General features: G+C 28.7%; 19 protein-coding genes. 17 read left to right on the top strand and 2 right to left on the bottom strand.

Translation table 11 applies throughout. The features are described 5' to 3' along the window. Positions 1-620: 620 nt before the first annotated feature. From rpmH to ACYUJ6_RS17170, 13 genes are all read left to right on the top strand, one after another. Positions 621-755 (top strand): 50S ribosomal protein L34, encoded by a 135-nt coding sequence (rpmH, locus tag ACYUJ6_RS17230; protein WP_369704743.1) that lies wholly within the window; start codon positions 621-623, stop codon positions 753-755. Between the two features lie 46 nt (positions 756-801). Continuing rightward, positions 802-1,137, top strand: a complete 336-nt coding sequence (rnpA, locus tag ACYUJ6_RS17225; RefSeq protein WP_461843896.1) for a ribonuclease P protein component — start codon at positions 802-804, stop codon at positions 1,135-1,137. After that, positions 1,134-1,343 (top strand): membrane protein insertion efficiency factor YidD, encoded by a 210-nt coding sequence (gene yidD, locus ACYUJ6_RS17220; protein WP_461843895.1) that lies wholly within the window; start codon positions 1,134-1,136, stop codon positions 1,341-1,343. Before rnpA ends, yidD begins: the two co-directional genes overlap by 4 nt. 20 nt (positions 1,344-1,363) lie before the next feature. Beyond that, complete coding sequence (locus tag ACYUJ6_RS17215; protein WP_461843894.1) at positions 1,364-2,020, top strand: membrane protein insertase YidC; 657 nt, start codon at positions 1,364-1,366, stop codon at positions 2,018-2,020. A 16-nt stretch (positions 2,021-2,036) separates the two neighbouring features. Further along, positions 2,037-2,663: an RNA-binding cell elongation regulator Jag/EloR gene (gene jag, locus ACYUJ6_RS17210; protein WP_461843893.1), complete on the top strand. Its 627-nt coding sequence runs from the start codon at positions 2,037-2,039 to the stop codon at positions 2,661-2,663. An 83-nt stretch (positions 2,664-2,746) separates the two neighbouring features. Continuing rightward, positions 2,747-4,126 (top strand): tRNA uridine-5-carboxymethylaminomethyl(34) synthesis GTPase MnmE, encoded by a 1,380-nt coding sequence (gene mnmE, locus ACYUJ6_RS17205; RefSeq protein WP_461843892.1) that lies wholly within the window; start codon positions 2,747-2,749, stop codon positions 4,124-4,126. Between the two features lie 10 nt (positions 4,127-4,136). Next, on the top strand, positions 4,137-6,032 hold the full coding sequence (gene mnmG / locus ACYUJ6_RS17200) for a tRNA uridine-5-carboxymethylaminomethyl(34) synthesis enzyme MnmG (RefSeq protein ID WP_461843891.1): 1,896 nt from the start codon (positions 4,137-4,139) through the stop codon (positions 6,030-6,032). Positions 6,033-6,250: 218 nt separating this feature from the next. Next, positions 6,251-6,964 carry a 16S rRNA (guanine(527)-N(7))-methyltransferase RsmG gene (rsmG, locus tag ACYUJ6_RS17195; RefSeq protein ID WP_461843890.1) on the top strand — a complete coding sequence of 238 codons (714 nt, stop codon included), beginning with the start codon at positions 6,251-6,253 and terminating at the stop codon, positions 6,962-6,964. A gap of 99 nt (positions 6,965-7,063) precedes the next feature. Next, on the top strand, positions 7,064-7,843 hold the full coding sequence (gene noc / locus ACYUJ6_RS17190; protein WP_461843889.1) for a nucleoid occlusion protein: 780 nt from the start codon (positions 7,064-7,066) through the stop codon (positions 7,841-7,843). A 217-nt stretch (positions 7,844-8,060) separates the two neighbouring features. Then, positions 8,061-8,828, top strand: a complete 768-nt coding sequence (locus ACYUJ6_RS17185) for a ParA family protein (protein WP_461845531.1) — start codon at positions 8,061-8,063, stop codon at positions 8,826-8,828. Between the two features lie 7 nt (positions 8,829-8,835). Further along, entirely contained in the window at positions 8,836-9,696 is an 861-nt protein-coding gene (locus tag ACYUJ6_RS17180) for a ParB/RepB/Spo0J family partition protein (protein ID WP_461843888.1), read from the top strand. Between the two features lie 53 nt (positions 9,697-9,749). Continuing rightward, the gene (locus tag ACYUJ6_RS17175) at positions 9,750-10,253 is read left to right on the top strand and encodes a DUF4446 family protein (RefSeq protein ID WP_461843887.1); all 504 of its coding nucleotides are present in this window, start codon (positions 9,750-9,752) and stop codon (positions 10,251-10,253) included. A gap of 59 nt (positions 10,254-10,312) precedes the next feature. Next, the gene (locus ACYUJ6_RS17170) at positions 10,313-10,543 is read left to right on the top strand and encodes a YkuS family protein (protein ID WP_461843886.1); all 231 of its coding nucleotides are present in this window, start codon (positions 10,313-10,315) and stop codon (positions 10,541-10,543) included. Positions 10,544-10,547: 4 nt separating this feature from the next. On the opposite strand, the gene yyaC is transcribed toward ACYUJ6_RS17170, so the two are convergent. Both yyaC and ytvI read right to left on the bottom strand, forming a co-directional pair. Next, positions 10,548-11,135 carry a spore protease YyaC gene (gene yyaC / locus ACYUJ6_RS17165; RefSeq protein ID WP_461843885.1) on the bottom strand — a complete coding sequence of 196 codons (588 nt, stop codon included), beginning with the start codon at positions 11,133-11,135 and terminating at the stop codon, positions 10,548-10,550. 77 nt (positions 11,136-11,212) lie between these two features. Further along, positions 11,213-12,268 (bottom strand): sporulation integral membrane protein YtvI, encoded by a 1,056-nt coding sequence (ytvI, locus tag ACYUJ6_RS17160; protein WP_461843884.1) that lies wholly within the window; start codon positions 12,266-12,268, stop codon positions 11,213-11,215. A 262-nt stretch (positions 12,269-12,530) separates the two neighbouring features. On the opposite strand from ytvI, the gene ACYUJ6_RS17155 reads away from it, so the two are divergent. The 4 genes from ACYUJ6_RS17155 to rpsF all read left to right on the top strand — a co-directional run bounded on the left by ACYUJ6_RS17155 (position 12,531) and on the right by rpsF (position 14,293). Next, on the top strand, positions 12,531-12,776 hold the full coding sequence (locus tag ACYUJ6_RS17155; protein WP_461843883.1) for a DUF3343 domain-containing protein: 246 nt from the start codon (positions 12,531-12,533) through the stop codon (positions 12,774-12,776). 15 nt (positions 12,777-12,791) lie between these two features. Beyond that, positions 12,792-13,682, top strand: coding sequence for a mechanosensitive ion channel family protein (locus ACYUJ6_RS17150; RefSeq protein ID WP_461843882.1), 891 nt, complete (start codon positions 12,792-12,794; stop codon positions 13,680-13,682). Positions 13,683-13,685: 3 nt separating this feature from the next. After that, entirely contained in the window at positions 13,686-13,895 is a 210-nt protein-coding gene (locus ACYUJ6_RS17145; RefSeq protein WP_461843881.1) for a DUF951 domain-containing protein, read from the top strand. Between the two features lie 110 nt (positions 13,896-14,005). After that, on the top strand, positions 14,006-14,293 hold the full coding sequence (gene rpsF / locus ACYUJ6_RS17140) for a 30S ribosomal protein S6 (RefSeq protein ID WP_461843880.1): 288 nt from the start codon (positions 14,006-14,008) through the stop codon (positions 14,291-14,293). Positions 14,294-14,303 lie beyond the last annotated feature (10 nt).

Genomic DNA, 14,303 nt, shown 5'->3' with positions numbered 1-14,303 from the left:
TTTGTATCCTCCAGTCTTAGAAAAATAAATCCCAGTTTAAATACTTCATTATTATATTTTGTTGACATATGTGTATAAAAATATTCACATGTGTATAATTAAGTTTATAATTTAAAAATAAAAAAAGTGTAAATTTAATTATAAAAATAAATATTAACATTATTTACAACGAATAATGTTAGTGAAATAGTCAAAAAAATAAAAATAAATATGATTTAAACAAGTTATGCACATTTTTGTCCACAGCTGTGGATAAGTAGTATATATTTTTAAAGTTATTAACAAGCCTCTATTTATAATATCAAAACCTAACAACCTATTCAAGAAATTATCCACAAAAATACATATAAAAAATATTGATTACAAATTATACTTTTTAATTTGTATTGACATTGTAAGTTAGTGAATATATAATTTAATAGTAAAACTTTAGAATGTAGACTGAAAATAAATTAAAACTTTTAAGAGTATACTATTTATAACTTTTGGATTTTATATTTTTAAAAAGTTAAAACGATTATTTTGGGACTGTTTATTTAATAATGAGAATATTAGATTCCATATATAAAAACTGGACCTAGAAATTAAATGTTAAATTTAGAAAGGAGTTGTATAGGATTATGTGGATGACTTACCAGCCAAAAAAGAAACAGAGAAAAAGAGAACATGGCTTTAGAAAAAGAATGAGAACCCTATCGGGAAGAAATGTTATTAGGAGAAGAAGACAAAAAGGTAGAAAGAAATTAACAGCATAGGCCGCTTTTGTGGCCTTTTTCTGCAAGCAGAAAAAAAGGAGCAAAAATGAAAGTTTACAGAATAAAAAAAAATGCAGAATTTCGTGTTGTATATAAAAGAGGAAGATCTTTTTCTAATAATTTGCTAGTTTTATATATCTACAGAAATAAGAAGAATATAAATAGATTAGGTATATCTATAAGTAAAAGAGTAGGAAAGAGTGTTGAGAGAAACAGAATAAAACGATTGATTAAAGAGATATGCAGATTAGATGTCAAGGATATAAAAATAGGCTATGATTTGGTATTTATAGCTAGAAATTTATCAAACGGTAAAAATTATATAGAAATAGGTAATTCCATAAAAAATTTAATTAAAAAAGCAGGTTTATATAATAAATGAAAGATTTTTTAATTTTCTTAATTAGACTATATAGAAAATATATATCACCTCTAAAAAGACCATGTTGTAGGTTTTATCCTACTTGTTCACAATATGCATTGGAAGCATTACAAAAATATGGTACCATAAAAGGTGGATTTATGTCCATAAAAAGGATATTGAGGTGTAATCCATTTTTCAAAGGCGGATATGATCCAGTTAAATAAATTTCAGGAGGTTTAATATTTTGCAATATTTAAATAATGCTTTTGTTCGGTTTTTTAATTTTTTACATAGTAGTGTAACTTCGTTTGTACCTAATCAAAATCTTTCCTATGGTATAGCAATAATTTTAATGACTATAATAATTAGGATTATAATACTTCCATTGGGAATAAAACAATTAAAATCTTCATTTGCAATGAATGAAATTCAACCGGAAGTTAAAAAACTGCAGGAAAAATATAAAAAAGATCCACAAAGAGCACAAAAAGAAATGATGAAATTATATAAAGAAAAAGGAGCAAGCCCTTTTAGTGGATGTTTACCACTTCTTATTCAGTGGCCTATTTTAATAGCTCTCTACTATGTTTTTAATAATTTATCCGGAATAAATGGTGTTAGTTTTTTATGGGTGAATGATTTAGCTAAGACGGATATATTTCTTGCTATTATTTCAGGAATAACTACCTATTTATCAGGGTTTTTAGTAATGCCTTCTACAGGTGAACAGGCAAAGCAGAGCAAGATGATGAATATAGGAATGTCTGTATTCATGGTATATATGAGTATGAAATTTAAATCTGCATTGGTATTGTATTGGGTTGTTAGTAATTTAATTCAAATAGCACAAACTTTAGTTATTAAAAAGATTGAAATGAGTAAAAAAACTAGTAAGGCTTAGGGGGTGGCTATGTGGCATGAAGGTTATAGAAACCACAGGAAAAACTGTTGAAGAGGCACTTAAGAATGCACTATTAGAATTGAAAGTTGAAAAAGACAAAGTGGAAGTTGAAGTATTGGATGAAGGCAATAAGGGCTTCTTTAATTTTATAGGGGTAAGACCGGCTAAAATAAAGGTTAAATTAAAGAGAGATTATATATATGATGCAAAAATATTTCTGAAAAATATTTTAGATAAAATGAAGGTAGAAGCTGAAATAAAAGTAAAAGAAGAAAATGATGTAATAAAAATATACTTAACTGGTTCAGATATGGGAATACTTATAGGTTATAGAGGAGAAACTCTGGATGCACTTCAATATCTTTTAAGTCTTGTAATAAATAAGAATCATGAGATGGAATATAAGAGAGTTGTTTTAGATACAGAAAATTATAGAGCAAAAAGAGAAGAAACATTAAAAAGACTTGCTAGAAGGGTAGCTGAAAAGGTTAGAAAAACAGGAAGAATAGTTAAGTTGGAACCTATGAATCCTTATGAAAGAAGAGTAATTCATTCTGCTCTTCAAAATGATTTTTATGTAAATACCTATAGTGAAGGACAGGAGCCTTTTAGAAGAGTTGTAGTTGATTTGAAGAAAGCCTAAAGGCTTTCTTTTTTACATATTTGATAAAATTGATGAAAAGTTTGATATATCTTATGTATTAGAGATTAAAGGGAAGTGAAATGATGGAAAAGGGCAATACAATAGCAGCTATAGCCACAGCATTAGGTGAAAGTGGCATATCCATTGTGAGAGTTTCTGGTGAGAATTCTCTTACAATAGTAAATGAAATATTCAAGGGAAAAGACAATAGAAAACTGCTGGATATAAAACCTTATTCAATGAGATATGGTTTTATAGTAGAAAAGGAAACTGAAGAATTATTAGATGAAGTACTTATAAGTTTTATGAAGGCTCCTAGAAGTTATACGGCTGAAGATACTGTTGAAATAAACTGCCATGGTGGAATTCTAGCTGCTAAAAAAGTACTTGAGGAAGTTATTAAATCTGGAGCTAGGATGGCAGAACCAGGTGAATTTACTAAAAGGGCATTTTTAAATGGAAGAATTGATTTAAGCCAGGCAGAAGCGGTGATAGATATAATTAATGCAAAAACTGAAGTCTCAATGAAATCTGCAGTGCAGCAATCAAGAGGAAAAATTTCCAATGAAATTAATTCATTAAGAGAAGAGCTCCTAAAAATAATTGCATCTATTGAAGCTGCAGTGGATTATCCAGAATCTGATTTGGAAGAAGTAACAGCTGATGAAGTGTCTATAAAATTAAATAAAATATTAGACAGGATAAATTTTATATTGAATACTGCGGAAGAGGGGAAGATAATTAGAGAGGGCTTAAATATAGTAATTGTAGGAAAACCAAATGTAGGCAAATCATCTCTCTTAAATTCATTGATTATGGAAAATAGAGCTATAGTTACAAATGTACCAGGTACAACAAGGGATGTTATAGAAGAATATATGAGTATAGATGGAATACCTGTAAAAATAATTGATACTGCAGGAATTAGAGAAACTAATGATTTAGTAGAAAAAATTGGAGTCAAAAGATCAAAAGAGAAAATAGATGATTCAGATTTAATCATACTGATGCTGGATTCAAGTAAAAAATTAGATGAGGAAGATAATAAAATTATAGATTATATAAATAAGAAAAAATATATAATCTTATTAAATAAAACTGATCTAGGTGATAAAATAGATTTAGATGGTATTTGCAAATTGAATTCAAAATTTATAATAAAAACTTCAATTAAATCCGGTGAGGGATTAGATAAAGTTAAAAGCTGTATTAAAGATTTGTTTTTTAAAGGTGAAATTAAATCCACGGATCTATTTATAACTAATATGAGACATAAAGAGGGTTTAATTAGAGCTAAAGAAAGCTGTATTGAAGCTTTACAAGCATTGAAGAACACTTTAGCTATAGATTTAGCCTCTATAGATATAAGAAATGCTTGGATTAATCTTGGTAAAATAACCGGAGATACTTTAGAAGAAGATATAATTGATAAAATATTTTCACAATTTTGTTTAGGAAAGTAGGTAGTTAAGATTGGAATACTTTTCAGGTAATTATGATGTAGTAGTTGTTGGAGGGGGCCATGCTGGTTGTGAAGCAGGGCTTGCCGCAGCTAGAATGGGATGTAGGACTTTAATGTGTACCATGAATCTAGATAGTATAGGATTTATGCCCTGCAACCCTAATGTTGGAGGAACAGCCAAGGGACATTTAGTACGGGAGATAGATGCATTAGGCGGGGAAATGGGTGTAAATATAGACCATACATTTATACAATCAAGAATGCTCAACACTTCAAAAGGACCGGCTGTACATTCATTAAGGGCTCAGGCTGACAAAAGAAATTATTCAGGGAGAATGAAAAAGGTACTTGAGAGGCAAACTAATTTATATTTGAGACAAATAGAGGTAATAGAAATAAGGACAGACAAATATGGAAAGGTTATTGGAGTGCTTACCAAAAATGGAGCATATTTTGGAACGAAGGCCGTGGTTTTAGCTACAGGAACATATTTAAAGGGAAAGGTAATTATAGGTGATGTAAGCTATAGTTCAGGCCCAAATGGATTTATGCCATCTAATGATCTTTCACAAAGTTTACTTAATTTAGGAATAGAACTTAGAAGGTTTAAAACAGGTACACCAGCTAGAATAAATAAGAGAAGTGTAAATTTTTCAAAAATGATAGAACAGCCTGGTGACAAAAATATAATTCCATTTTCTTTTATGAGCGAAAATATAGATAGGGAGCAGGTGTCTTGTTATTTAACCTATACTACAAAAAGTACATTGAAGGTTATAAAAGATAACATAGAAAGATCACCACTTTACAATGGATCTATTAAATCCGTGGGTCCAAGATATTGTCCATCCATTGAAGATAAGGTAGTTAGATTTCCTGATAAAAAGCAACATCAAATATTTATAGAACCAGAAGGAGAAAATACAGATGAATTGTATGTAGATGGTGCATCTACATCAATGCCGGAAGATGTACAGATTGCCATGTATAAAACTATAGAGGGACTTGAAAATGTAGAATTTTTAAGAAGTGGCTATGCTATTGAATATGATTGCATAAATCCGCTTCAGTTGAAACTTTCACTAGAGTTTAAGAAGATTGAAGGCTTATTTGGAGCAGGTCAGTTAAATGGAAGTTCTGGATATGAAGAAGCAGCATCTCAGGGAATAATTGCAGGTATTAATGCTGCCCTTAAAGCTATGGAAAGAGAACCTTTTATTTTAAAAAGATCTGATGGTTATATAGGTGTTTTAATAGATGACTTAGTTACAAAGGGAACTGAAGAGCCTTATAGGATGATGACATCCCGTTCTGAATATAGGCTGATACTTAGACAGGATAATGCGGATTTAAGACTTACGGAGATGGGACATAAAATAGGACTAGTTAATGAAAAACGATATGAGAAGTATTTAAATAGAAAGCATAGTATAGAAAAAGAGTTAGAAAGGATAAAAAATGTTCAAATAACACCAAAAAAATGTGTAATTGATTTTTTGAATTCGTTGAATTCTTCTGAATTGAAAAAAAGTGTTAGTTTGTATGAGTTAATTAAAAGACCTGAGCTTGATTATTTTAATATAGAACCTTTGGATGTGAATAGATCTGAATTACGTCAAGATGTTCAGGAAGAAGTAAATATTATTTCAAAATATGAAGGGTATATAGACAAACAGCTTGAACAAGTTAGCCAATTTAAGAAATTCGAAGATAAGGTTATACCAGAGAATATAGATTATCATGAAATTAAAGGATTGAGAATAGAGGCCATACAAAAATTAAATAAAATAAGGCCTATGAATATTGGTCAGGCTTCTAGAATTTCTGGAGTTTCACCGGCGGATATTTCTGTTTTGCTAATTTACATGGAAAAAATGAGCAGAGAAAAGAACTTGTCCCATGGCTAGTATTTTCTAAGATCCCGCCTTTATAAGACAAGGGATAATTGATGATATGCCAGTGGATAATTTCTTTTCCTAAGGGATAATGTATTTTGAGCGCTAAAGACACTAAGAATACTGTTAATATGGTTCAGGATAAAAAGGTGTTTCTTATGAGAAAACTCCATCTGAAACCAGGAATTACTTGATAGTTGTTAAAATAATAATAAGTTTGGAGAAATATTATGAAGTATTTTGAGAGTATGAATGCAGCGTGTAATGATGTTGGGTTGAGTTTTAATGAAGAAAAGTATAATAAGTTTATGAAATATAAGGATATACTTAAATCATGGAATAATAAAATAAATCTTACTGCAATAGTTGAGGATGAAGATATTGTAAAAAAGCATTTTATAGATTCTATAGAAATATTTAAGTTCTCACCTATAAAAGACATTTCAAATATTATTGATATAGGAACAGGGGCTGGATTCCCGGGTATTCCCATAAAGATAGTTGATGAAGAAAAAAAAATCACACTTTTGGATTCATTAAATAAAAGAATAAATTTTTTAAATCAAGTTGTATTGAGTCTTGAATTGAATAATGTAAATTGTATACATGGAAGAGCAGAGGATTTTTCTAAAGAATTGGAATATAGACAAAAGTTTGATGCAGCTGTATCAAGGGCAGTGGCAAATTTAACAGTTTTAAGTGAATTTTGTATTCCATATGTAAAAATAGGTGGTTATTTTATAGCTATGAAAGGTCCTGCAGTAGAAGATGAAATAAAAGAGAGTAGAAATGCAATTAATATTTTGGGTGGTGAAATAGAAGATATAATAAAAGTAGAAAATAATAATTTTAATCACAATTTAGTCATAATAAAAAAGATTAAAGAAACTCCCAAAGCGTATCCAAGGAAGCCGGGAATGGTTTCTAAGAAACCATTAAAATAAATGTAGCAATTTGTCATACGAAATTTATATAAGTTAGCAGGATTTTATAAAAAAATAAAGAAATGTTAATAATAGGAAACATAAGAGGGATGGTTAAATATGCAAAAAAATGTTAATTATATACCTGTAGATTTAATTTTACCTAATGTATATCAGCCAAGAAAACATTTTGATGAAGAGAGTTTAGAAGGATTAGCTCAATCTATAAATGTATATGGAGTAATTCAGCCTTTGTCAGTGAGAAAATTAGGTGAAAATAAATATGAGTTGGTTGCTGGGGAGAGAAGACTTAGAGCGGCAAAAAAGGCGGGGTTAAGTGAAGTACCTGTAATAATAGTAGATATAAGTGATAAAGAATCTGCGGCAATAGCACTTTTGGAGAATTTACAGAGAGAGGATCTTAATTTTTTAGAAGAAGCAGAGGCATATTATAATTTAATAAAGGATCATTCATATACTCAAGAAAAATTAGCCGAAGTTATAGGAAAGAAACAATCTACTATTGCAAATAAGATTCGATTACTTAAATTGGATAAGGAAGTTAAAAATGTATTATTGGACAAGGGTTTGACTGAAAGACACGCAAGAGCGTTGTTAAAACTTCCAACAGTAGAACTTCAGAAAAAAGTATTAAAAGATGTAGTTAAAAAAAATTTAAATGTAAAAAAGACAGAAGAGCTTATCAACAGGGAATTAGATAAAATTATAAGCAGTAAGGCAAAAAAAAGTAAAACAAAAAAAATAAAGGGTATATTTTCTCCTAAAGTTTATATAAATACAGTTAAACAAATATTTGACAAATATGGCCTAAATGCAAATTATACTTCTCAGGATCTTGATGAAGAAATACAGATAATAATTACTATTCCTAAAAAGTAAGATGTTTCATGTGAAACATTTAGTATCTGAAGATTAAGTTTAATTGAATAATGAAGATTATTAGACCGTATGTCTGAATTAAAATGGTGTACGGTTATTTTATGTTGTTTGAAAGTACTTTATTTTTAAATTAAATTTATATGAAAACTCTTTTATTATTTTGAATAAAAATATATAATTAAAAATAAGGTAAAAGTAAGTCAAGGGGGTGATTAAGATAAAAGTAATATCAATATTTAATCAAAAGGGTGGAGTAGGAAAAACTACTACATGTATTAATTTAAGTGCATACTTAGCTATGCAGGGATATAAGGTATTGGATATAGATATTGATCCACAGGGTAATACCACCAGCGGATTGGGGATTGACAAAAGGACTGTGGAAGGTTCTATATATGATATATTAGCTTCAGAGGCTGATATGGATGAAATTATAAAAAAGTGTGAACTAATAGATAATTTTTATATAATTCCTTCTACTATGGAATTAGCTGGAGCTGAGATAGAACTTATAGATAGAAGAAGCAGGGAAAATATACTAAAGAATAAATTAAAAAATTTAAAACAGAAGTTTGATTTCATATTTATAGATTGCCCTCCATCATTAGGTTTATTGACTATAAATGCACTTACGGCATCTCATAGTGTGATTATTCCTATTCAATGTGAGTTTTATGCATTAGAAGGAGTTGGACAACTAATAAATACCATACAATTGGTTAGAAAATCATTAAATAGTGGTCTAAAGGTAGAAGGAGTAATTATGAGTATGTGTGATATGAGGACTAATTTGTCCACTCAAGTAGTTTCAGAAGTAAAGAAGTTTTTTAAAGATGAGGTATATGAAACTACTATACCCAGGAATATAAGGCTGGCAGAGGCTCCAAGTTTTGGACTGCCTGTAATGCTTTATGATGATAAATGTAAAGGTGCAGAAGCCTATGAACTATTGACTAAGGAGTTTCTACATAGGCAGGAGGAGTGACAAGAGTTTGAGTAAAAAATATGGATTAGGTAAGGGGCTTAAAGCATTAATACCTGATAATACTTTTCAAAATGTAGAAAAAGGTGAAGGCAGCATAAATTATATTAATATTGATTTCATAGAAGCCAATAGAGAGCAGCCTAGAAAAAATTTCGACAAAGATAAGATTATACAGCTTTCTCAATCAATAAAAGAGCATGGTATAATACAACCACTTATACTTAATAAAATTGGAGATGATACATATAGCATAGTAGCAGGTGAGAGAAGATGGAGAGCTGCTAAACTTATTGGTATTAAAGAGGTACCTGCCATTATAATGAATTTGTCAGGTGGTGAGGTTTTAGAAATTTCTCTTATAGAAAATATACAGAGACAGGATTTAAATCCTATAGAAGAGGCCTTAGCTTATAGAAAATTAATTGATGACTTTAATTTAACTCAAGAAGAATTAAGTAGTAAAATAGGAAAATCCAGAACTGCAATTTCAAATTGTATGAGACTTTTGAATCTGGATGACAGAGTTCAAAGATATCTTATAGATGGAGTCATAAGTGAAGGACACGGAAGAGCACTTTTGAGAATAGAAAATGGAGAAATGCAGTATAAATTAGCTGAAGAGATAGTAGATAAGGATTTAACAGTGAGAGATATAGAAAAAATTATTAAAAATTTAGGTTCTAGTGAAACACCTAAAGAAAAGGTTATTAAGAAGCAAAATATTTACTATTTAGATATAAAAGAAAAATTGGAAAATTTGTTTGGGACTAAAGTTTTGCTGATGGATAAAAAAAATAAAGGAAAAATAGAAATAGAATATTATTCTCAGGAAGATTTACAGAGAATATTGGACATACTAGAAATTTAATAGGTTTTTAATGTTTCACGTGAAACATTTATATAATGGGAAGGGAGAAAAATATGCAAAATATCATTAATTTAATAAATAGTTTACAGCTGTATGTTGTAATTGGCTTATTTGTAGTGGCAATAATACTGATAATTATGAATGTAATAATTTTTAAATCATTAAATAGATTGGAAAAAAGATATAAAAGGCTTATGCGAGGTTCAAATAATAAAAACTTAGAAGAACTTATTATAAAATATCTGGATAATGTAGATAATGTTAAAAAGGGATCTGAAGATATTAAAAAATTATATGATAACTTAAGTTTAAGGATAAAATACTGTATTCAGAAAATATCAATTATAAGATATAGGGCTTTTGAAGATGTAGGCAGTGACTTGAGTTTTTCAATTGCATTGTTGGACGAAAAAAATGATGGCGTAATAATTACTGGAATATATGGAAGAGATGAAAGCACCACTTATGCAAAGCCTATAGACAGTGGAATGTCCAGATATGAATTATCTCAAGAAGAGAAGCAGGTTTTAGAAGAATGTATAAATAAAAGAATATAATGTTGTTTACATAAAAAAAACTCCTTAAGGGAAAATTATTTTCTAAGGAGGTTTTTTATATGAAAATATATATTCCAAGTGATTTAAATTATATAGGAAATGAATTACAAAAAAGAGGATATAAAATAATAAATGACAGTGAAGATACAAAATATGATGCTATAATTTGTAAGTTAAAAGATAATGGACTTGCAAATTTACATATAAAAAATAAAGATACTTTAATAATAGATTTAGGAAGAAAAAATATAGAAGAAATAGAATATATACTTAAAGATAGAGCTTTTTAAGACATTAAGCTTCTATATTTTGGAGAAGGTTATTTGAATTTTTTCCTCCAACAGTTTTCAATATGGAATGATATACTCCTCTGGAGATTGTGTCAGCAAGCTGCATGACAGTAAATAGCCTGGTATTTTGCAGCACCATAAATTCCATAGCACCACATATATTTACAATACCTGTAATACTTAAATCTCCTACCTGTGGAAGAGATTTATTCATAGCAGATCCAGGATGAAGCGGTTTGGTTTCTATTATTATTTTACCGACATTTTGTGTTGCACCTAGACAGGCATCAATTGCTATAATAAATGGATTATTATATTTAGAATGTATTTCATTTATAACATCTGTAATATTTTTTGCATGTACTGGATACTGTAAATTACCGTATAATTCAACCTTATTTCGTATTAAAAATTTCAATTTATCTCCCACTATAGGTCCTAAACTGTCTCCAGTAGATCTGTCTGTACCTATGCAGAGTATTATTATGGTTTTCCCAGATCTCATAACAGGATATATTTCATTGCTTATGACATCTCTTAAAGTAAATATTGAACTTGAAGATGATGGATCTATTACCGTTTTTTTAATCATAATAAAACCTCCTATAATGTAGTTATTACCATAAGGAGGTTATTTATACATGTAATTATATGTTTTGACTTAAAATCCTACAACATATCTAATTTTCTAAATATGTTAAAAAAAATAACTAATGATATACAGAATATTACTCCTAAAAGTCCATTGATTTTTAATCCAATAAATAAAGATGCTAAGACTGCTACAGGATGTATACCTAGAGAGGAGGATACTATTTTAGGTTCAATAATTTGTCGTATAATTGATACTAAAAGATAAGATATAATTAGTCCGATGCAAATAACGTAGTTATTGGTTGCAAATAAATAAATAAGAGCAAGAGGGATATATATAATTCCAATTCCTATAATGGGAAGTATATCTGCTATAGCACAGATACTGCTTAGTATTAAAGCATATTTAATTTTAAATATTGAAAATACCAGCAAGGTCTCTATAAAGGTAAGAGAGATAATAATCATATATGATAATAAATAATTTCCCAGCATTTTTTTACTTTCATTATATATTCTTAACACTTTAGTAGTTTTATTATCAGGCAGAAGATTGGATATGTTCATTTTGGATGAAGTCATGTCTTTTGTGAAAAAATACGTGGTTAATAGTGTAAAAAGTATCACCATTAATAAATATGGTATTGTGGCTACTAAATTCACCAGATAACTTACTAACTTACCAGAAAAACTTACTGCCAGATTCGATGCTTTATTAATAAATCCTGCAAAGTTTTTTTCAATAGAATTTATTATATATGGATCTAAATTATTATAATATTTTTGAAGCCTATATAAAGAGTTCTCTATATTAGAGGAGTTGCCGGATATATATACCTGTATGTTCTTTCCAAATTGAATAGCTTCTTGAGTTAATACTATTATACCAAAAGATAGAACAATCAATATTACTGAAAAAAATACCGTGGTTGTAATTAAGGAAGCAATGCCATTCTTTATTTTAAGCTTTCTTATAATAAATAAAGTGGGCTTTCTGAGTATCAAAGCACATATTAAAGCTAGAATAAAAGGTAATGTGTAGTTAAGAGTGCCAAAAAATAATAAAAAAATTATTGTATAAATTATAAAAAATAAAAGAAATTTATCCATTTTGTTTATCAGTTCTTTCACAGTAGTAATAACAACTCCTTTTTTTATTTATTCGCTGGTTATTAATTGCATACAAAAATAATTGTAAATTAGAAGGGGTTTTGTAAAATAATTATAAACATCTTATAAAATATTTTATAAACTTGTAGTGATATTTCTGCTATAATAAATATAAAATAGTAGATTACCTATATAATAATTATAAACTAATAAATTATTGTTGTATATAATAATAGTAAAATTTTACAGGAGGTTACAGTCTTATTAGAACTGTTTTATGATTATGAGGGAATATTATATAATAACATTTAAAAATACTCATGGAGCAATAAATGGTGAAAAACTTTTAAAAGAAAAAGGTATAAAAGTTAATGTAATGCCAACTCCAGCGGTTATTACTAAGAGTTGTGGAATAAGTATAAGAATTGATGCTGAATATATAGAAATGATATTACAATTAGTTAAACAAGGACAATTAATTATTAAAAATATCTATAAAAGAACTGATACAGGATATACGCAGTTGTAGTTTTGGAGGTAAGATATGTTGGGAAGTAGTATTTTTTCTTTTTTGAAGATTGTTGTAGAAAATGATGTTATTAAAATAGGAAGAATATCCATATATAAGGAAAGTATTTTTAATCTTGTGGAAGTAATCTTTAAAATAATATTTATATTGATAATTATGTATTTAGTTATTAAGTTGGGAAGCAGAATTATAACCAAGTATGTTTCCAGACAGAAGGATTTTAGGATTTCATTGAATGATAAAAAGGCTAAGACAGTTGGAGCTGTTTTAAAAAGTATATTGAGATATTCAGTATATTTTTTAGGAATATTTACTATAATCACAGTGATATCGCCAAAGGCAGGTGCTACCGGTTTGACTTTTGCGGGGATAGGAGGGGTGGCAATTGGTTTTGGTGCCCAAAGCTTCATAAAGGATGTTATCAATGGTTTTTTTATACTGTTTGAGGATCAATTTTCAGTTGGAGACTACATTAATATAGATGATAAAAGTGGTGTTGTGGAAAGCATAGAGCTTAGAATTACAAAAATAAGGGACTTTAATGGAGATTTACATATAATTCCCAACGGACTTATTACAAAAGTTACTAATCATTCCAGGGGAAATATAAGAATTATTGTAGATACAGATATTTCTTATGATGAAAATATTAGTGAGGTTATGAAATTAATTTCCAATTTATGTAATAAGTTTAAGGAAGAAAATAATGCTATTACAGAAGGGCCTATTGTCCAGGGTATTACAAATATAGAAGATGATAAGGTAACAATCAGAATATCCGGTAAAACTAAACCAATGACACAATGGAATATGGAAATGAAGCTTAGGAAGGAAATTGGAGAAATGCTGAAATCAAAAAATGTAAAAACTCCTTGTTTATCAATAAAATTATTAAAGGAGGGATAAAGTATGGAAAAGGTTTTTTATATGGGTGATATAGTAGAAATGAAGAAGGGTCATCCCTGTGGAAGTAATGAATGGCAGATAATAAGGCTTGGAGCTGATATAAAAATTAAATGCTGTGGATGTGGAAGGATAGTAATGCTGCCAAGAAATAAATTTTCCAAGAATGTAAAAAAAATTATTAAACAGAATGATGCTGATACAAAAACTCCGTGAAAGTCAAATATAAATTGATTGATTTTATATTTCATGAGTGGTAAAATAAGAAATTGTAGTCCCTGCTGTGAAAGTTACAGCCATTAGTCCAGAGGGAGGAGGTGGAATCAATGAAAAAATACGAAACTATATTTATATTACATCCATCATTAGATGAAGAAGCTTTTAAATCTAATGTAGAAAAGTTCAAAGGTGTAATAGAAAATGGTGGAGGAGTAATAGAAAACGTTGATGTTTGGGGTAAGAGAAAACTTGCCTATGAAATAAATAAGATTAACGAAGGATATTATACCTTAATAAGTTTTAATGGCAATTCTGAATTGCCAAAAGAATTAGATAGAGTGTTTAGAATTACAGATACAGTTATAAGACATATAATAGTAAAGGATGAAAAATAGGTGGTGTTTT

The organism is Clostridium sp. JNZ X4-2, from assembly GCF_054889485.1.
The sequence above is the reverse complement of the archived record's forward strand: the minus strand, read 5'-3'. Positions and strand labels throughout refer to the sequence as shown.

What these genes read in the sequence shown, in the direction of transcription:
- rpmH (WP_369704743.1), top strand. Translation starts at nt 621, where the DNA reads ATGTGGATGACTTACCAGCCAAAAAAGAAACAGAGAAAAAGAGAACAT.
- rnpA (WP_461843896.1), top strand. Translation starts at nt 802, where the DNA reads ATGAAAGTTTACAGAATAAAAAAAAATGCAGAATTTCGTGTTGTATAT.
- yidD (WP_461843895.1), top strand. Translation starts at nt 1,134, where the DNA reads ATGAAAGATTTTTTAATTTTCTTAATTAGACTATATAGAAAATATATA.
- jag (WP_461843893.1), top strand. Translation starts at nt 2,037, where the DNA reads ATGAAGGTTATAGAAACCACAGGAAAAACTGTTGAAGAGGCACTTAAG.
- mnmE (WP_461843892.1), top strand. Translation starts at nt 2,747, where the DNA reads ATGGAAAAGGGCAATACAATAGCAGCTATAGCCACAGCATTAGGTGAA.
- rsmG (WP_461843890.1), top strand. Translation starts at nt 6,251, where the DNA reads ATGAAGTATTTTGAGAGTATGAATGCAGCGTGTAATGATGTTGGGTTG.
- noc (WP_461843889.1), top strand. Translation starts at nt 7,064, where the DNA reads ATGCAAAAAAATGTTAATTATATACCTGTAGATTTAATTTTACCTAAT.
- ACYUJ6_RS17175 (WP_461843887.1), top strand. Translation starts at nt 9,750, where the DNA reads ATGCAAAATATCATTAATTTAATAAATAGTTTACAGCTGTATGTTGTA.
- ACYUJ6_RS17170 (WP_461843886.1), top strand. Translation starts at nt 10,313, where the DNA reads ATGAAAATATATATTCCAAGTGATTTAAATTATATAGGAAATGAATTA.
- yyaC (WP_461843885.1), bottom strand. Translation starts at nt 11,135, where the DNA reads ATGATTAAAAAAACGGTAATAGATCCATCATCTTCAAGTTCAATATTT.
- ACYUJ6_RS17155 (WP_461843883.1), top strand. Translation starts at nt 12,531, where the DNA reads ATGAGGGAATATTATATAATAACATTTAAAAATACTCATGGAGCAATA.
- ACYUJ6_RS17150 (WP_461843882.1), top strand. Translation starts at nt 12,792, where the DNA reads ATGTTGGGAAGTAGTATTTTTTCTTTTTTGAAGATTGTTGTAGAAAAT.
- ACYUJ6_RS17145 (WP_461843881.1), top strand. Translation starts at nt 13,686, where the DNA reads ATGGAAAAGGTTTTTTATATGGGTGATATAGTAGAAATGAAGAAGGGT.
- rpsF (WP_461843880.1), top strand. Translation starts at nt 14,006, where the DNA reads ATGAAAAAATACGAAACTATATTTATATTACATCCATCATTAGATGAA.